Consider the following 17365-nt stretch of genomic DNA (forward strand, 5'->3'; position numbering starts at 1 on the left):
GTCCCGTTCCTGCTTACAGCGCGCCGTCGGCGGCCATTTGCATGAACGTCGTGTCGAACCTGAATTTGACATTGGCGGTATCGCCCAGAATGGTGCCGTCGGGCAGTTCAATGCCGATGGCGTCTTCGGACGTGGCACCCGGTGTCAAAAGCCCTTTGTCGAACAGGAACGCGCGGACCAAATTCATCGTGCCCGCCAGATCAGACGACGCGGTAAAGGCAACGGCCTCGGCAGGGTCGGCAAAAAGTTTCGTCGCGGCCATCTGTGCTTCGAAGCCCGCCTGATCGGTGCCCGACGCAGCCCCCATGGCGGCGCGTGCGGCAGCGCCTTCGGGCGTGTCGGATGTCATCAGCGTCATCGTCTCGTACCAGATGCCGGCCAACGCCTGACCGAACTTGGGGTTATCTGACAGCACGTCGGTGTTGGCGACCATCAGATCGATGATCTCGCCTTCGATCTGCGCGCTGTCGAAAACCTTGACCGCGCCGGGCAGCGTTTCGATTTCCGACACCATGGGGTTCCATGTCACCATCGCAGTCACATCATCGGTCTGGAACGCCCCCACCATATCGGGGTCGGCGGTGTTGATGACCTTCACGTCCTGCTCGGACATCCCCACGCTGTCCAACGCGCGCGACAGCAGATAATGCGAGACCGAGAATTCCACCAGGTTCACATCGCGCCCGGCAATATCGGCCAGCGCGTTTCCGTCCTTGATGAACACCGCGTCATTCCCATCGGAAAAATCACCTACGATGACGGCGGTCGTATCCACGCCGCCCGCTGCCGGGATCGACAGGCCGTCCATGTTGGTCAGCGTGACCGCATCATAGCCGCCCGCCGTGTACTGGTTGATGGATTCGACATAATCGTTGAATTGCGTGACTTCGATCGAGATGCCGTATTTATCGGCCCATTTGTCGACGATGCCCGCGTCCGCAGCGTGCCCCCATGGCATCCAGCCGACATAGATCGACCATGCGACTTTGAAATCCGTCTTTTCCTGCGCGACGGCGGTCTGCCCAAAGCCCAGCACACCCAAGGCGGCCAAGGCGGCAAGCGTCATTCTGCGATTGGTTTTCATATCAGTCCCTTTTCAGTTTCAAAAAGGGATTGGATACAGATCATCGCCGCCAATCCCTTGGTCTTGCGAGGTCTCCCGGGCTTTTGTCCCGCCGTGCATCTGACGGATTTTTCTGTCCCGCCAGCTTCGGCTCTCGGACCAGACACGTGTTGAACGCCGGAACCCTAGCCGAAAACTCAATTTGATGATTGTTGGACAGGGGCCACTGCGGCAAGCATATCGAACGCTTTGGCATTGGCATCCGCATGGCTGCATTATTTTCAGGCAACCCGCGCGTCTGGCGATGGAAATTTAGGCACGAATGCGGTCTGCCCTCCGCTGCGCTTTGGCACCGAAGGGCAGATTACAACGTCAAAGGTGTTAGGCCATCACGCGTGTCGGGGGTCCACAGCATTTGCCCGCCACGCGACAAACATCGGCAGCGCGCAAAGTGCGGCCCCAATGGCAAAGGACAGCGCATAACCCAGATTGGCCAGATTATTCTGCGGCATGGCAATCAGCACCCCGCCAAAGAACAGCATGATCCGAAGCGGCAGGCCCGCGCCCCCGTCCAAGGGGCCAACCAGACTGACATAGCCCTGCAACGCAGACGAGATCATCGCGACGCCGATCAACGCACAGCTGAGCGCGACCGTGATCTCCCAAGCCGGTGCCTGCCCGATAAGCGCGGGGTTAAGCACGAAGAAGAACGGCGCGATATAGATGACTCCGCCCAGACGCATCGCCTCAAACCCTGTTGCGATAGGGTTCGACCCTGCCATCGTGGATGCCGCAAAAGCGCCAAGGGCGACAGGCGGCGTGATATAGCTGACCATGCCCCAATACAGGATGAACAGATGCACGGCCAATTGGTTCAAGCCGCCCGCCTCGAGCGCCGGAGCCAGAACGACCGCCAGAAAGATATAGCAGGCCGTGACCGTCATCCCCATGCCGAAGATGAACGCCGTGACGGCCCCCATCAGCAGCAACACCAGCGTGTTGTCGCCTGCGATGAACACCAGTTCGTTCACCAGCGTTCCCGCAAGCCCGGTGGCCGAAAACGACCCCACGATCAGGCCGACACCGAGCAGGATCGCCGTCAGCTCTGCCAGCCCCATGCCGACGCCAACAATCATGTTGCCAAGCCGCGTGATGTTCAGGCGGTGGCTGGCGCGGAACTGGTTGACCACCAACAGCAGCGCTGTCGCGTAAAACGGTGCCGAAGATTCCTGCCGCAGGCCGATCATCATGTAAAGCAGCAGCGCAAAGACAAAGATATAGGGCCAACCTTCGATCATGACCGCGCGCAGGCGTGGCAGATCGGGCTTGGGCAGACCGCGCAGGCCGCGTTTCGCCGAATAGGCATCGATCTGGGTGAACAGACCCCAATAGAACAGCAGGCTTGGAATGGCAGCGGCCAGTGCGATTTCGACATAGGGGCGCGACAGGAACGACGCCATCACAAAGGCCGTGGCCCCCATGATCGGCGGCATCAGGACGCCCCCGGTCGAGGCACATGCCTCTGTGGCAGCGGCGGTCTTGGCGGAGAAGCCGGTCTTGCGCATCGCCGGAATGGACACCGCCCCGGTTGTCAGCACATTCGAAATGACGGAACCGGACATCGACCCCATGAACCCGCTGGCAAAGATCGACACCTTGGCCGCCCCACCGCGGTAACCGCCGACAAGGCCAAGCGCCAGATCGTTGAAGAACTGCCCGCCGCCCGTGCGCTGCAACACCGCGCCGAACAGAATGAACCCGATCACCACGCCGCCGAAGGCCTTCATCGGGATGCCGAATGAACTTTCAGCGGAATAGATGTGATAGGGCACGGTCTGCATGAACGTGCTTTGGAACCCCGAAAACGGATCAGGCACCTGCCCTGCAAACGTCGGATAGAAAGCGAACACCGTGACGATGATGAACAAGACCAGCCCGCCCGCGCGGCGCGTCGCCTCGAGGATCAGAAAGAAGAAAACGACGGATACATATTGCGCCAGTTCCGGTGCGGCATATTCCCAGCCTTGCGACAGGTTCTGCTGCGCCGTCTGCGCCAGATAGGCGGTACAAACGACGGATAAGGCGAACAGCAGCCAATCAAGCCACGACGGCGTCCCGCCCTTGCCGCCGCGCATCTGAAAGATCAGGAAACTCAGCGCCAGAAACAGGCCGCCCAATACGTAAAGGTATCGCCCTTCGATCAGGACAAGGCCCATAAGCTGGATGTTGAACAGCTGGTTGATCACCAGCACCAGCGACAGCAACGTGCCGATCACCACGACCCAGCGGGCGGGGCCCGAGATAAGCTCGGCCGGGGTTGCGCCGTCAATGGCGACCTGTTCCAGGCCTTTTGATCCGGCAGGGGATGTATCGTGATCGGTCATGGGCGCGCTCGTATTTGGAATGAACATGACAAACCGGCCGGTTTCAGAAAAACCGGCCGATCACAGCATTTGGCAAGGATTAGAATACGACCGAGAAGCCGCCATCTTTCAGCGCCTTGCGACGTGCTTCGGACCACGCGGCCTCCCAATCGGCGGGGGCTGCTGCCTTGGTCGCTTCCCATGCGGCGGCCAACGCTTCCTGACGCGCGATCAGCTGGTCGTTATGCGCCTGTGCCTTGTCATTCCAGACACCTGCTTCTGTGAAATAGCGGATCGCACCTTCATGGTAGGGCACGACCCATTCCATGTTCTGCTTGTCCATCGCCCAGCCACCGATGCCGGGGGAATTGCCGTCATATTTCGGGAACAGTTCAACCATCGCCTTGGTCATGTTGTACACAAGGCTTTCATCTGTCGCGGCCATCGCCGTCAGCACGGGGTACGCATAGCCTGCCCCCTGATAGCCATCTGTGCCGTCGATCGTGGCCCCGACGCTGGCCTTGTTGATGGTAAAGAACGGTGCAACTGCCTGCATCCGCGCAAAGCCTTCGGTATCGGCCGGATCAATCGGGGGCCAGAACAGCCCGCGCGGACCTGCTTCGGCCTCATAGGCCTTGCCCGAGTTGGTGGAGGCAAACGCGGCATCAACCTGACCTTCGATCAGACCGGTCCAGCTGGCCCCGAAGCCGCCGAAATCAACGCGTTCGACATCATCCCACGTCAGACCGCCATAGGCCATGTACGCTTCGGTATTCACGTTCAGCGCCGGGGCACCAACGATATAGGCGACGCGTTTGCCCTTCAGATCGGCATAGGTTTCGATCCCCAGATCACCGGCGACACCGACGGCAAGGTTGATGGCACCACCGTTGTTGGCCATCAGCACGCGGACCGGCTGCGGCCCCCAGTTTTCCGCGCCAAAATCAAAGACGCCTTCTTGCGCCATAAAGCTGCCGCCGACACCGGTTGCCGAGAATTCGACCCGGCCCTGGCGCAGCGGTTCTGTCCGCGACACGTCGTTCTTGCCGGGCAGCACGCGCAAGTTCACGCCCGTTGCATCCTGCAAGGCCGCCCCGATCGCGACGGCCTGATTGTAGCCGGCTGATCCGGTGTCATAGGCTGTCCAGTTCAGCTGCTTTGGCAGCTCGATATCTTGCGCAGCGGCCATGGTGGCCGTCATGCCGAAAGCGGCAATCGTGGTTGTAAGGTAGTTCATCGTTTCCTCCCTAAAAATCCGAGCCTGCCCCATTTTCGGGATGCAGACCGGTCTGGCGGCCTCGTTTTCTGATGAAACGCTGTTCCGCCCTGTGGAAAGGATAGGTGCCTTGGTTTTGACCTGTCAACATAAGGTTACGTTATTGCAGGATTGATTCAGGGTCAGGCCCGGGTTTGTTTTACAGACCGAAACAAGCCCTGCCCCTGCCTCATAAATCCCTCAATCCACAACGTCTTCAGGCCAGATGCAATCCCGCATCGACCAGCAGCAATTCACCGGTCACGTGGCGCGACGCGTCCGACAGGAAGAATAATGCGGCGTCAGCGATGTCATCAGGCCCCGATGCCACCCCCAGAGGTGTTGCCGTTTCAATCCGCTCCACTGTCTTCGCAAAGGCGTCTTCGTCCATCGTATCCCTGAACCAGCGGGTGCCAATGAAACCGGGGCACAACGCGTTGACGCGGATCGCCGGGGCCAGCGCCCGTGCCAGTGACAGGGTCATCGTGTTCAGCGCACCCTTGGACGCGGCGTAGGCCACAGATGATCCGATGCCCTTGATCCCTGCGATCGACGATGTGTTCAGCACCGTGCTGGACCGTCCGGTTGTCTGATACGCCGCCTCAAGCAGCGTCTTGGTGGCCTGCAACATCAGATAGGGTCCGACCACGTTCACCTCGTAGGTATCCATAAAATCCGCCTTGGTCAGCGCATCCAGATCGGAATGATCCCGCGCGTGTCGGGTGATGCCAGCGTTGTTTACCAGAATATCCAGCCGCCCGCGCCGCTGTGCGGCCTGCGCCAGCGCCTGACACCCCTCGGGGTCGGCGACATTCGCCTTGACCACTTCAACCTGTGATCCGGCAGTGCGGCACAGGTCCGCCGCCTCTTCGGCCTCGGTCGCGGAGCGCGAATAGTTGATGATCACATCTGCGCCACGTTCCGCCAGCTTGACTGCGATTGACCGCCCCAATCCGGTTGCGGACCCCGTCACCAGCGCGATGCGCCCGTCAAGATCGCTCATTTTTGTTCCCCTCGCCTGTTTTCTTTAAACACCACCCTAACACCATCCCCCTTGGACCGCGCCAGCTTGCGTCAAGTTATGTTTTGGCTGTCAGGCTTTGGTCAAGGTATGAATTGGCCAAGGCCCCGCTGCGGTCATCGACAACTGCGCACGTCTCAGGGCGCAACCCACGTCCCCGCCCACGCGTCCCCTGCCCCAAACACCGCGCGCCGGTGTCGTGACCCAAGATGCACCAGATCCATCTCCTCCACGCTGCATCTTAGCACGGCAAACCGCGTGCGGTTGGCGGGTTTCTCATAGGCATAGACATCGGGGATGGGGCAACCGGGCACCGGTTCCGTGCCGTAGGACACCCGCGATGCCACAGGAACCTTAGCCCATTGCGCCGCGACCGTCGGGCCGGTCAAAACCTCGACCGTTGCCACCAGCCTGATTTGCAGATCCGCATCCGGCAGCCAGACATGCAAGGCCGCATGGGGGTTCTGGCCCAGGGCCGTGACCTTGGGCGTGGCGATATCTGTGTGAACTTCCAGAACGCCATCGTGCCGGGAGGCCGCGCGCAAGGCGACGGTACGGGCCTGGGGTTTGCCCTCTGGTGACACGGTGACAAAGGTCGGAAAACGCGCGGGCGACCGGCTGTCGGCGACACCGCGTTCAAGATGCTGCCATGCCTCCGCAAGGAAAGCCCGAAGATCGCCCGCGTCACTCATATCCTGTCATCTCCAGATATCCTTGTCCTGTGTGGCTGCCCGATACGGTGACCGGACCTTCCCAATAGGGAACCGAAAGCCCCATCCATGCCGCCGGGTTCACCGCCGTCACGTTTGCATCCAGCCCCTGCGCGGGCAGGGTCACGCGCCATGTGGTCGGGATCTGTCGTCCCGCGACCGTGCTGTCGGTCAACGGGGTCGCCGTGAACGCACCGTCTGGATAGGCTGTGGTTTGTCCATCGGGTTCGATCCAAGTTGATGCCGTATAGTGCGTGCCGTCAGTTTGGCGCAGTTGAAACCCCATCAGCTTTGACCCGCCCGCGAAGGACAGTGAAAACCAGTCCCATCCCGACTGCTGATCTGACAAGGGCTGCGATGACCATTCGCGGTCAAGCCAGGCGGTGCCGGTCACGGTCACCTTGCCGGTCGGAAGGGCCAGCGTTCCGGATATGTCGAAAAACGGTTGCGAGTAATAATAGCTCGCCTGCCCCTCGGCCGATTTGACCGAATAGCCGTTGTCGCCGTGAAAGACCAACGGCCCCTTGGCCGCAAGCGACATGTCATAGCCGAAATCGGCCCCCTGCGCGCTAAGGGTCATCGTATCGAAATCCGGTCCTTCCAGCGTCCATTCGTCGATCCATGCCCGAAACGGGTTGGCCTGAACGCCCGCCTGCCCAATCCCGCCACGGGCAAACCGTTCGGTTGCAAAATGCTGGTCCGGTGTCGTCACCGCCGCGTGGGCAAACCAGATTTGCGGCGATTGCCAGCCCGCCGCTTCCCCCGGTGCCAGGGCCGACCGGAACAGGGTCCATTGCAGGCCGTACTTAGTTCCGTCCAGACCGCTCAGGTTCGCGGTCAGATACCACCATTCAATCCGGTAATCTGGGTGCGCCCCATGATCGGCGGGAAATGCAAAGGTCGGATCGGGACCGGGCGTGGCAAACCCTTCGGCATCGGTGCCAAGCCCCGAGAAACCTTGCGCCATCAAGCCAAGCGGCCACAGAAAAAGCAAGGCCAGGACTTTAACGTTCACTTGCAAACACCCTCAATAAAGTGGCTGGCGGCGTGCGCATCAGGCGCAGGGCGGGCCATGCGGCGGCCAGAAAGGCGGCGATCAGGGCGTAGACACCCAGCCTTAGATATTCGAACGGAAACAGGTACATTGGCAGCTTCCAGCCAAAGGCCTCGACGTTGATGACCGACAGCAATATCCACGCCAGTGCCAGCCCCATCGGGATCGCGCAGACAAAGACGATCCCGGCAAGCAGCACCGCGCGCACCACTTCGAGCCAGCCCAAGCGGCGGCGGGTCAGCCCCAGGGCCCAGACGGGGGCCAGTTGCGGGACACGCAGGTCGGCCAGTGTCAGCAGGCTCATCAAGATTGCAAAGCCCGCCACCCCCAGCGTCAGGATGTTCAGCGCCGAGGTGACGACGAATGTCTTTTCAAACACCTCAAGCGACAAGGCCTTGATCGCCTCTTGGGCGGTAAAAGCTCCGTCATCGATCCCGACCGCCTCGACTATCGCGGCACGCAGCAGCGCCGCGTCCTGCGTGCGTATGCCAAACCGGTCAGGATAGATGTCGGGGTAGAGGCCCGCGAACCTTTGTTCCGATACAATGACCTGCCCCTGCGGGTTTCCGTAATCTCCCACGACCGCCGCGATCGGCACCGTCAGTTCGGAGGGCAAGCGCAGCCGGTCACCGACCCAAAGATCTGCCCGCCGCGCAAACTGTTCATTCACGACAACGGCCTCGCCCTTCTCGACAAGGTCCCAAGCGGCGGGGGCCGCATCCAGAAAGACCCAACTGGTGCGGTATGTTGGCCCGACTCGGACGCCATAAAGTTCGACCGGCAGATTGGCGACAGTGGTTTCGGTTTTCAAAAGCGGCAAGACCTCGACCTCGCGGCTTTGCAGGAACGTTGCCAAAGCAGCACTTTGATCGGCTGTTTCGGTCTGCACGAAAAGTTCGGGCGCGAGCCGCTGGTCAAGAAAGGCGACAAAGGTCAAACGAAAGCTCGACACCATGGTCGAGACCCCGATATTGGCCGAAACCGCCAGCAAAAGCGCCATCAAGGCAAGGCTCAGCCCCGGAAGCTGTTGCCGTGTGTCCGCCCAGAACCAACCCCAGATTGGCGTGATCGTCCGCCTTTCCAGTACGGTCAGAACGGCCGCCGCCACGGCAGGCAGGGCCAGTGCGGCACCGATCAGCAGACAGCCCAACAGCGCGAAACCTGCCAGCAGCCCGCTCCCCAGCAGTGCAACAGGCACCGCCGCGCCCAGCAACAGGATCGCCCCGATGGATTGCAGACGGAAACGCGACGCGGTGGCGGTTACCCATGCCCGTGGCCTCACGCTGGCCAACAGCGGCATATGCGCGATCTGCCAGATCCGCGAAGACAGCGCCGCTGCCGTCCCGACGACGGCCAGCAACATGCCCGACCCCCACCAAGACGCGCGCAGTTTCAGCGTGCCCGAGATTTCGGCACCGTACAGCCCGCGCAGCGTGGCGGCGACATCGGGCAGTAACAACGCGGCGATCAGGTATCCCAAAATGATGCCCAGCCCCGCCCCGATCAGCGCCAGCGTCATCATTTCAAGCGCAATCATCGCAATCAAAGTTTTCAGCGGCACCCCAAGCGACCGCAACGTCCGGATCATGCCGCGCCTTTGTTCGAACGCCAGTCCGATCGTGCTGTGCACGATAAAAAGGCCGACGGCGAAACTCAGCAGACCAAAGGCCGTCAGGTTCAGGTGAAAACTGTCCGTCAATTGCGCAACATCGGCGACCTGCTGTGCGGGCTGGACCCGCAGGCCCGGCGCGACAGAGGAAAGTGCGGGCTGGTCAAGCGGCTGCCCCGGCAGCACGACAAGGCGTGTCAGATCATCGCGCTGCAACAGCCTTTGTACGATCCCGATGTCCCCGACCGCCAGGCCCGGTGCCATGCCAGCGTCCAGCGTGACCTGCACAGCCGGATCAAGTTTCAGCGCGGTTTCCTTGGTCGCAAAGACAGTTTCGAACGGGTTGTCGGCCCCTTCCGTCTCTATAGCTCCCAAGCCCGTGGGCGACGTGACCGGGTCGATGCCCACCAGCCGCACATCGCCCAAACGGCCGTCAACCACCGGAGACACAAGCCAGCCGGACCGCCTGAGCGTCACATATTGTTCGAGAGAGATGCTGTCGCCCTGTCGTGGGACCAACACGTCAAACTGCCCGTCGCCCAAGGTCGCTGCCGCCGCATCATAGCTGGCGCGGGCTTCGGCATTGATCGCCTGAACCCCGGACCACAGGGCGGTGGCCAGGGCCAGACCGGCGAGGTAGGCGAACAGTTGCAAGGGATTGCGCCGCCAATGCGACAGCAAGGCCAAGAGGCAGGATCTGATCATGTCAGGCGGCCACTTTTCAGATGCAGCTGACGGTCCATGCGTTCGGCGATGGCTGGCGAATGGGTCACCACCATCAACGCCGCCCCCATCTGCGCGACCAGTTTCAGCATTTGGTCCAACACGTCGTTCGCCGTTTCCTCGTCCAGATTGCCGGTCGGTTCATCCGCCAGCATCAACTTTGGCTTGGCTGCAATGGCGCGCGCAATGGCCACGCGCTGCTGCTGACCGCCTGACAAAGCTTCTGGATATTTGGTCATCTGGCGCGACAGGCCCAAGGCATCTGAAACCTGTTCGACATGCGCGCGATCAACAGGGCCGGACAGCGCCGCCTGAAACGCGATATTCTGCGCCACGGTCAGCGACGGGATCAGGTTGAACTGCTGGAACACCAACGCGATGTCGGTTCTGCGCATAGCGGCACGCGCGCCGTCGTCCAGTGTTGTCAGGTCCTTGCCCGACACCCACACATGGCCCGCATCGGCGTCTTCCAACGCACCTGCGATATGCAGCAAGGTGCTTTTGCCGCTACCGGATTCCCCCCGCAGCGCAAGGGTCTGCCCCGCGGCAAGATCGAAACTGACGCCGCGCAACACAGGCACCACCCCTTCGCTGTCGCGAAAGGATTTTTCAACATTTTCAAGCCTAAGAACCATGGCGCATCCCCTTGGTGAAGCATCTAGTCCGGGATCGTCAGTTTGACAGCATTGCAGGTCGCGACAAGGACGATCTGCGCGCCCCTTTTCCGGCCACCCCCTGTTGACTAAGGCAGCACAGACCGCACACTGCTGCTGCACGATACCTTCAGACGGCAGATACATAAGACAGGTCCGACATGATCCAACCCAAACCGACCCGCAAAACCGAGCCCGTGCGCAGCCGTGATGCGGCCCGCACCCAGGCCGAAATCCTGTCTGTCGCGGTTCAGGAATTTTCCGAACACGGGTTTCATGGTGCGCGGATCGAACGGATCACGAATGCTGCAAAATGCAATTCGCGGATGATCTACCACTACTTCGGCAGCAAGGAGAAGTTGTATATCGCCGCTCTCGACACCGTTTTCGCCGCAATCCGAAATCAGGAAGCACGGCTGGATTTCAGCGCCGGTGATCCTGTGGAAACCGCACGGCAACTGGTCGAACTGACCTTCGACTACTTTGCCAACAACGCAAGTTTCCTGAAAATGACCCGCAACGAAAACCTGCTGGACGGCAAGTATATCCAACGCTCGCAGATGATCCGCGACATGTCGCAGCCGCTGATCACCGCAATCGGCAAGCTGATTGACCGCGGTTATGGGTCCGGGGCCTTCACCCGCAAGGCCGATCCCGTGCAGTTGTACCTAAGCATCGTCGCGCTGTCGGCGCACCACCTGAACAATGGGCCGACCCTTGGCGTCGTCGTGGGCAAGGACCTGACCGATGCGGGCTGGCAGGCCGACCGGCGGACACATGCGGTTGACGTGATCCTGAGCTACCTCGGCATTGCGCAGGATCGCTGAGCCGTCGGCACTGTTGCGCCACCCCGCAAGTAATCGAAATTTTACTTAATCTGTATTGCGTGTCTGTGACCGGCACCGGTTTCCCTTTGGTCAAAAGCGGCCAGTTCCCCCAGTTCAAAATTCGAATCGCGTTCTTAAAAGCGCACTTTTTAGGTCCCTTCAGCCGCAGATCGCAGGAAACCTCTTGTCATCTGCAAGTTTTTTAAGCGGTAACGATCCTTAGCGCCTAATAAACTACCGCCGCATTCTAATTCTAAAGATTCTTACTTTTGGATGTTCCAACTCAATCCGCGCCGCTGATTATGAAGTCATGAACATAGCAGCACCCCTCCCCCCGACCGAAAGCCCCGCCGAGGCCCCGCGCACAGGTCGCGCCCGCAACGCGCTTGAGCTTCAGAATGCCTCTGTCGTCTTCGGCAGCGGCGACATGGCTGTGACGGCCCTCGCACCGACCAACCTCAAACTGCCCGACGGTGACTTTCTGGCGCTTGTCGGGCCGTCCGGTTGTGGCAAATCCACGATCCTGCGGCTGGTCAGCAACCTGATCAAACCGTCGGAAGGTGTCGTGCTGGTCGGCGGCCGCGAAGCTGCCGCCAAACAGTTGCGCATTGGCATGGCATTCCAGAACCCCACGATGCTGCCCTGGCTGACAATCGAACAGAACGTGATGATGCCGCTCAAGATCGTGCCACCCTTCAAGGCGCGCTTTCGGGCGGAACGCAAAGGCGAATTCCGCGATCGGGTGCACCAGCTGCTTGCGCAGGTCGGGCTGACCGATTTTGCCGGGCATTACCCGTGGCAACTGTCGGGCGGCATGTTGCAACGGTCAAACCTGTGCCGCGCGCTGATCCATGAGCCCGACCTGCTGTTGCTGGACGAACCCTTTGGTGCGCTTGACCAGTTCACCCGCGAAGAGCTGTGGCAGACCTTGCAGGACCTCTACCTGGATCGCAAACCCACGGTGCTGTTGGTGACCCACGATCTGCGCGAAGCCGGATTTCTGGCGAACCGTATCTGCGTGATGAGCGCGCGCCCCGGCCGGATCATATCGGACGAGACGGTGAACATTCCACAGCCCCGCGACATCGACATGATCTACAGCCCGGAATTCGTCGAAATGACCCAAGGCCTGCGCGAATTGATCGCACAGGTCCGCAAATAGAAGGCCCCCGCCATGACCGAAAAAAACCGCATACGGATGATGTCCTTTTCGCTGCTCTTCGGCTTTTTCCTGATGTGGGAAGTGCTGTGCGTGCTGCTGAACGTGTCGGACCTGGTCCTGCCGCGCCCGTCTGAAATTCTGGTGACCCTGTGGGTCAAGTTTCCGATCCTTCTGCCCCATATCATCCAGACGCTCTATTCGACCCTGACGGGCTTTGTTCTCGGGGTCGGGATCGGTGTTGCCTTGGGCGTGATCGTCGGCACATCCAAGGTCGCCTATGCGGTTGCCTATCCGCTGCTGGTCGGTTTTTCATCCATCCCGAAGGTGGCCGTGGTGCCGATCTTTGTTCTGTGGTTCGGGTCGGGAACGACGCCGGCGATCCTGACGGCGATGGTGATCTGCGTGTTCCCGATCGTCGTGAATATCGCCACCGGCCTTGCCGCGACGGAACCCGATCTTGAGGACGTCCTCAAGACCCTGGGCGCGTCAAAATCCGAAATCCTCTGGAATGTCGGGTTGCCGCGCACCATGCCCTATTTCTTTGCCGCCCTCAAAGTCGCCATTACCCTGTCCTTCGTCGGCGCGGTGCTATCGGAAACCGTGGCGTCCAACCGCGGCATCGGCAACGTCATGATGACAGCATCCTCGAACTTCCAGGTCTCGCTTGTCTTTGCGGGCCTGATCATCCTCGCCCTGCTGGGCGTCGCACTTTACGCCCTGTTTTCCGTGCTTGAACGTCGGGTCACCGGCTGGGCGACGCGCGGCAATGACCTCTCCATCACCTGACCCCCCATTCACCTCAACACAAGGACCGCTTTGATGAAGCATACACTTTTGAGTGCGACATTCGCATTGATCGCCGGGATTACTCCCGCCTTCGCCGAGATGACCGATATCCGTTTCACACTTGGCTGGAAGACCCAAGGCAGCGATGCCCCCTTCCTGATGGCGCTTAGCCGCGGTTATTTCGAAGACGAAGGCCTGAACGTCACCATCGACCAGGGCGAAGGATCGGCAGCGACCGTGACGCGGATCATGGGCGGTGCCTATGACGCGGGGTTTGGCGACATCAACGCCATCATCCAAAACGCCGCCGCCCGTCCGGGCGAAGCGCCGGTGATGGTTTACCAGCTTTGGAACCGTCCTCCCTTTGCGATCGTGACGCCGAAAAGCGCCGGCATTGAAACGCCAGCCGACTTCGAAGGCAAACGGCTGGGCGGGGCGCAGGGCACGCCCACCACACGGCTTTTCCCGGTCTTCGCCAAGCTGAACGGCGTCGACATCGACAAGGTCGCCCAGGAAAACATGGCACCGAACCTGCAAGAACCGATGATGATCCGGGGCGACATTGATGGCGCGTTCGTCTTTACAATCACAAGCTGGTTCAACCTGATCGCCAACCGTCAGGACCCTGCGGCCGATTTCAACTGGTTCCAGTTCGAAGACTACGGGATGGACCTTTATTCAAACGGCATGATGGTCTCGCGGAAGATGCTGGCGGAAAACCCCGAGGCGGTCAGCGGTCTGGTCCGTGCGGTGAACCGCGCAACGCTGGAAATCGCACAGGATCAGGACATTGCGGTCGAGGCGATCATGGCCTTCGACAACCTCGTCGATCCGGAACTTGAGCGCGCGCGCCTGGAATTCGCGTTGACCAACCTGATGAACGCGCCCGAGACTGCGGAAATCGGCATGGGTGATCTGGTGGACGAACGGCTGACACGCTCCATCGCGATCGTTGCCGAAGGGTACGGGCTTGAGCGTCTGCCAGAAGCCTCTGAAATCTTCGACCGGTCCTTCCTGCCACCGGCCGATACACGTAGCTTTGTCGTCAGTATCGACTGAAACTGACAGACCGCGCGTCCGCCCCTGTTGCGGGCGCGCGGTTTATTTGCATTGAAACCTGCCCCTTGAACCGTTGACGACGAAAGTGCCCGCCATGGACCAGAAAACCGACCCCCTGATTGCAGCGAAAGCCATCGTCGAGGCCTATCTTGAACGCTCGATGGTGCCCGACCCCGAAGGGGCCTCAGCCTATGTCAGCGATGATTTCACGTTGACGTTCACCGGCGGACGGAAATTCACCCGCCCCGATCAAAGCGCGGGCTTCAACGCGAAACGCTATGCATGGGTGAAAAAACGGTTCCTGCGGACCGATGCGGCGCTTGATCCCGAAACGGGCGATGTGCACGTTTACAACACCGGATATCTTTACGGCGAATGGAAAGACGGCACCGCCTTTGAAACCAACCGCTATATGGATAAATTCGTCGTGCGCGACGACAAGATCATCGGTACGGATGTCTGGAATGACAGTGCCGAAATCCTGCTGCACAAGGCGGGACTGGCCGAAGCGGAGCTTTAGATCATGATCAAGGACCACGGGCGTTACACATATCGCGCCATCACGGACCGCCCGGATTACACCTGGCCCAACGGCAAGCGCCTTGCGGTCTACATCGGGCTGAACCTTGAACATTTCGCCTTTGGCGAAGGGTTGGGGGCGGAACTGGCCCCCGGTGGCCCGCAGCCGGATGTGTTGAACTACGCCTGGCGCGATTATGGCAACCGCGTGGGCGCATGGCGGATGCGCGACATGTTCGATGCGCTGGACCTGCCGGTCAGCGTGATCGCCAATTCGGCAATGTATGATTATGCCCCCGATCTGATGGCGGCCTTTCGCGCCCGCAATGACGAAATCGTCGGGCATGGACGGACCAATTCGGAACGCCAAAGCGTGCTTTCGACCAAGGACGAAGCGGCGCTGATCGCCGAGGCCACACAGGTCTTGCACAAGGCCGAAGGGGTCGCCCCGCAAGGCTGGCTGTCGCCCTGGATCGCGGAAAGCATGGACACCCCGGACCTGCTGGCACGGGCGGGGTATGGCTATACCTTGAACTGGTGCATGGATGATCAACCGGTCTGGATGGAAACCTCGGGCGGTCGGCTGCTGTCAGTGCCTTATGCGCAAGAGGTCAACGACATTCCGTCCATCGTCGCGCGCAAGGAAGGGGCGGCTGATTTCGCGGATATGATCATCGATAATTTCGACGAGATGCTGGAACAGTCAGTAGACCAGCCCCTGGTCATGGGGATCGCATTGCACCCCTATCTGGTCGGCCAGCCCTACCGCCTGCGCCATCTGCGCCGGGCGCTCACGCACATCGCCGCACAGCGCGACGCCATCTGGCTGACACGCGCAGGCGACATCCACAGCTATTGCCGCGATCAGATACCTGATTTGATCCCCTAAGGGAAAACCCAAGGGACGCCCCGCAGCCAGGCAACAGTTAGGCCACCTGTCTGCGCGCCGGAGGTGTCGGCGCTGCGGCCAGCAACGTCTTGGTATATTCGTTCTGCGGGTTCGCCATGACATCGCGCGCATGGCCTTGTTCGACAATCTCGCCGTCTTTCATCACGATCACATGGTCGCACAGCAGGCGAACCACATGCAGATCGTGGCTGACAAACAGATAAGTCATACCCAGCTTGGCGCGCAGATCGACCAACAGGTTCAATACGACCGCCTGAATGGACACATCCAGCGCCGCAGTCGGTTCATCCAGGATCAGGAATTTCGGTTCAAGGGCAACGGCGCGGGCAACCCCCACGCGGGCCTTCTGCCCCCCCGACAGCTGATGCGGGAACCTGTCCAGCAGGGGCAAAGGCAGACCGACCAGCACGGCCAGTTCCTCAACCCGCGCGCCCAGCTTGGCCCCGCGCAGCCCGCCCAGGCGACGCAGCGGTTCGACGATGGTCTGGCGCGCGGTGTGGCGCGGGTTCAGGCTGTCCGTGGCATCCTGAAACACCATCTGGATCTGGGCACGGCGTGGATTGCGGGCAAAACCCTTGGCCGGGATCGCAGCGATGTTTTCGCCCTCGAACAAGATATCGCCGCTCGTCGCATCCATCAACCGCACCAGAATCTCCGAGGTCGTGGATTTCCCGCAACCGCTTTCCCCCACCAGCCCGACGCTTTGTCCCTGCTTGATGGTGAATGAAATGCCTTTCACCGCTTGGACCGGGCCGGATTTGCCGCGATAGGTCTTGGTCAGATTGCGCACCTCGACCAACGGCGTATCCAGCACCTGATGGGGCAATTCGGCCTTGCGGTCCGCAGGGGGCAGCAGGCTACGGATGCTTTCGCCGATGCGCGGCGTGGCATCCACCAGTTTGCGGGTATACCCGTGCTGGGGATCGCTGAAAATCTGTACGGGATCGCCCTGTTCGACGATCAGTCCGTCTTTCATCACCATGATCCGGTCGCAATATTGTGCGGCCAGCCCAAGGTCATGGGTGATCAACAGACTGCTCATCCCGCGTTCGCGGATCAGGTCGCGCACCAGGTCCATCACCGCCTTTTGCGTCGTGATGTCCAGCCCCGTGGTTGGTTCGTCCGCGATCAGCAGGCGCGGGTCGCAGGCCAGTGCGATGGCGCAGACGATGCGTTGGCACATGCCGCCGGACAATTCGAAGGGATAGGCGTCATAGCGTGCTTCGGCGTCGTTGATCCGCACGGCCCTAAGGGCGGCAATCGCCTTGGCACGGGCATCCTGACGGGTGGCGCGGGCATGTTCACGCAGCACGTCTTCGATCTGGTGACCGACCTTGCGGATCGGGTTCAGGGCCGCACGCGGGTTCTGGAATATCATCGAGATTTCGCGCCCGCGGATATCGCGCATGTCCCGTTCGGCGGCGCGGCGCAGGTCGATGCCCGAATACGTCGCCTTGCCTGCCTTTATCCGGCCCCCTGCATCCAGGATGCGCATCAGCGCATAGGACGTCACCGATTTACCAGACCCGCTTTCACCCACGATCCCGAGGATTTCGCCCTTTTCCAGATCAAAGCTGATCCCGCGCACGGCATCCACAGCACCCCGACGGGTTTGAAAGGACACGGCAAGGTCTTTGACACTCAGCATGGG

15 protein-coding genes and 1 riboswitch are annotated in these 17365 nt (G+C 60.7%); of the genes, 6 read left to right on the plus strand and 9 right to left on the minus strand.

The window, feature by feature from the left end; all coding sequences use genetic code 11:
* Nucleotides 1-13: 13 nt before the first annotated feature.
* From RGAI101_RS06315 to RGAI101_RS06350, 8 genes are all read right to left on the minus strand, one after another.
* Nucleotides 14-1084, minus strand: a complete 1071-nt coding sequence (locus RGAI101_RS06315; protein WP_008228398.1) for a putative urea ABC transporter substrate-binding protein — start codon at nucleotides 1082-1084, stop codon at nucleotides 14-16.
* 70 nt (nucleotides 1085-1154) lie between these two features.
* Nucleotides 1155-1263: riboswitch (guanidine-I (ykkC/yxkD leader) on the minus strand.
* 189 nt (nucleotides 1264-1452) lie between these two features.
* A complete protein-coding gene (locus RGAI101_RS06320; RefSeq protein ID WP_008224882.1) occupies nucleotides 1453-3447 on the minus strand; it encodes a TRAP transporter permease in 1995 nt (664 codons plus the stop codon).
* A 79-nt stretch (nucleotides 3448-3526) separates the two neighbouring features.
* On the minus strand, nucleotides 3527-4663 hold the full coding sequence (locus tag RGAI101_RS06325; RefSeq protein WP_008226559.1) for a TAXI family TRAP transporter solute-binding subunit: 1137 nt from the start codon (nucleotides 4661-4663) through the stop codon (nucleotides 3527-3529).
* Between the two features lie 235 nt (nucleotides 4664-4898).
* Nucleotides 4899-5684, minus strand: a complete 786-nt coding sequence (locus tag RGAI101_RS06330) for an SDR family NAD(P)-dependent oxidoreductase (protein ID WP_008228041.1) — start codon at nucleotides 5682-5684, stop codon at nucleotides 4899-4901.
* 155 nt (nucleotides 5685-5839) lie between these two features.
* Nucleotides 5840-6394 carry a pyridoxamine 5'-phosphate oxidase family protein gene (locus RGAI101_RS06335; RefSeq protein WP_008228773.1) on the minus strand — a complete coding sequence of 185 codons (555 nt, stop codon included), beginning with the start codon at nucleotides 6392-6394 and terminating at the stop codon, nucleotides 5840-5842.
* Complete coding sequence (locus RGAI101_RS06340; protein ID WP_037227563.1) at nucleotides 6387-7427, minus strand: lipocalin-like domain-containing protein; 1041 nt, start codon at nucleotides 7425-7427, stop codon at nucleotides 6387-6389. The genes RGAI101_RS06335 and RGAI101_RS06340 overlap by 8 nt, the downstream gene beginning before the upstream one ends.
* A complete protein-coding gene (locus RGAI101_RS06345) occupies nucleotides 7417-9780 on the minus strand; it encodes an ABC transporter permease (protein ID WP_037227565.1) in 2364 nt (787 codons plus the stop codon). Before RGAI101_RS06345 ends, RGAI101_RS06340 begins: the two co-directional genes overlap by 11 nt.
* Entirely contained in the window at nucleotides 9777-10433 is a 657-nt protein-coding gene (locus tag RGAI101_RS06350; protein ID WP_008228486.1) for an ABC transporter ATP-binding protein, read from the minus strand. The genes RGAI101_RS06345 and RGAI101_RS06350 overlap by 4 nt, the downstream gene beginning before the upstream one ends.
* A 179-nt stretch (nucleotides 10434-10612) precedes the next feature.
* Here RGAI101_RS06350 and RGAI101_RS06355 point away from each other — a divergent pair, with 179 nt between their 5' ends.
* The 6 genes from RGAI101_RS06355 (at nucleotide 10613) to RGAI101_RS06380 (ending at nucleotide 15693) form a co-directional block, all read left to right on the plus strand.
* Nucleotides 10613-11278 carry a TetR/AcrR family transcriptional regulator gene (locus RGAI101_RS06355; RefSeq protein ID WP_008225333.1) on the plus strand — a complete coding sequence of 222 codons (666 nt, stop codon included), beginning with the start codon at nucleotides 10613-10615 and terminating at the stop codon, nucleotides 11276-11278.
* 310 nt (nucleotides 11279-11588) lie between these two features.
* The gene (locus RGAI101_RS06360) at nucleotides 11589-12440 is read left to right on the plus strand and encodes an ABC transporter ATP-binding protein (protein WP_008228648.1); all 852 of its coding nucleotides are present in this window, start codon (nucleotides 11589-11591) and stop codon (nucleotides 12438-12440) included.
* A 12-nt stretch (nucleotides 12441-12452) separates the two neighbouring features.
* The gene (locus tag RGAI101_RS06365; protein WP_008226318.1) at nucleotides 12453-13226 is read left to right on the plus strand and encodes an ABC transporter permease; all 774 of its coding nucleotides are present in this window, start codon (nucleotides 12453-12455) and stop codon (nucleotides 13224-13226) included.
* A 33-nt stretch (nucleotides 13227-13259) separates the two neighbouring features.
* The gene (locus RGAI101_RS06370; protein WP_008229390.1) at nucleotides 13260-14285 is read left to right on the plus strand and encodes an ABC transporter substrate-binding protein; all 1026 of its coding nucleotides are present in this window, start codon (nucleotides 13260-13262) and stop codon (nucleotides 14283-14285) included.
* A gap of 94 nt (nucleotides 14286-14379) precedes the next feature.
* A complete protein-coding gene (locus tag RGAI101_RS06375) occupies nucleotides 14380-14805 on the plus strand; it encodes a nuclear transport factor 2 family protein (protein ID WP_008226049.1) in 426 nt (141 codons plus the stop codon).
* A gap of 3 nt (nucleotides 14806-14808) precedes the next feature.
* Nucleotides 14809-15693, plus strand: coding sequence for a polysaccharide deacetylase family protein (locus RGAI101_RS06380; RefSeq protein WP_008225828.1), 885 nt, complete (start codon nucleotides 14809-14811; stop codon nucleotides 15691-15693).
* Nucleotides 15694-15730: 37 nt separating this feature from the next.
* On the opposite strand, the gene RGAI101_RS06385 is transcribed toward RGAI101_RS06380, so the two are convergent.
* On the minus strand, nucleotides 15731-17362 hold the full coding sequence (locus tag RGAI101_RS06385; RefSeq protein ID WP_008229060.1) for a dipeptide ABC transporter ATP-binding protein: 1632 nt from the start codon (nucleotides 17360-17362) through the stop codon (nucleotides 15731-15733).
* Nucleotides 17363-17365: the final 3 nt, after the last annotated feature.

The organism is Roseobacter sp. GAI101, from assembly GCF_000156335.1.
Lineage (GTDB): Bacteria > Pseudomonadota > Alphaproteobacteria > Rhodobacterales > Rhodobacteraceae > Sulfitobacter.

Coding starts and splice junctions, on each gene's coding strand:
- RGAI101_RS06350 (WP_008228486.1), bottom strand. CDS start 10,433: ATGGTTCTTAGGCTTGAAAATGTTGAAAAATCCTTTCGCGACAGCGAA.
- RGAI101_RS06320 (WP_008224882.1), bottom strand. CDS start 3,447: ATGACCGATCACGATACATCCCCTGCCGGATCAAAAGGCCTGGAACAG.
- RGAI101_RS06370 (WP_008229390.1), top strand. CDS start 13,260: ATGAAGCATACACTTTTGAGTGCGACATTCGCATTGATCGCCGGGATT.
- RGAI101_RS06375 (WP_008226049.1), top strand. CDS start 14,380: ATGGACCAGAAAACCGACCCCCTGATTGCAGCGAAAGCCATCGTCGAG.
- RGAI101_RS06360 (WP_008228648.1), top strand. CDS start 11,589: ATGAACATAGCAGCACCCCTCCCCCCGACCGAAAGCCCCGCCGAGGCC.
- RGAI101_RS06355 (WP_008225333.1), top strand. CDS start 10,613: ATGATCCAACCCAAACCGACCCGCAAAACCGAGCCCGTGCGCAGCCGT.
- RGAI101_RS06385 (WP_008229060.1), bottom strand. CDS start 17,362: ATGCTGAGTGTCAAAGACCTTGCCGTGTCCTTTCAAACCCGTCGGGGT.
- RGAI101_RS06335 (WP_008228773.1), bottom strand. CDS start 6,394: ATGAGTGACGCGGGCGATCTTCGGGCTTTCCTTGCGGAGGCATGGCAG.
- RGAI101_RS06330 (WP_008228041.1), bottom strand. CDS start 5,684: ATGAGCGATCTTGACGGGCGCATCGCGCTGGTGACGGGGTCCGCAACC.
- RGAI101_RS06380 (WP_008225828.1), top strand. CDS start 14,809: ATGATCAAGGACCACGGGCGTTACACATATCGCGCCATCACGGACCGC.
- RGAI101_RS06325 (WP_008226559.1), bottom strand. CDS start 4,663: ATGAACTACCTTACAACCACGATTGCCGCTTTCGGCATGACGGCCACC.
- RGAI101_RS06365 (WP_008226318.1), top strand. CDS start 12,453: ATGACCGAAAAAAACCGCATACGGATGATGTCCTTTTCGCTGCTCTTC.
- RGAI101_RS06345 (WP_037227565.1), bottom strand. CDS start 9,780: ATGATCAGATCCTGCCTCTTGGCCTTGCTGTCGCATTGGCGGCGCAAT.
- RGAI101_RS06315 (WP_008228398.1), bottom strand. CDS start 1,084: ATGAAAACCAATCGCAGAATGACGCTTGCCGCCTTGGCCGCCTTGGGT.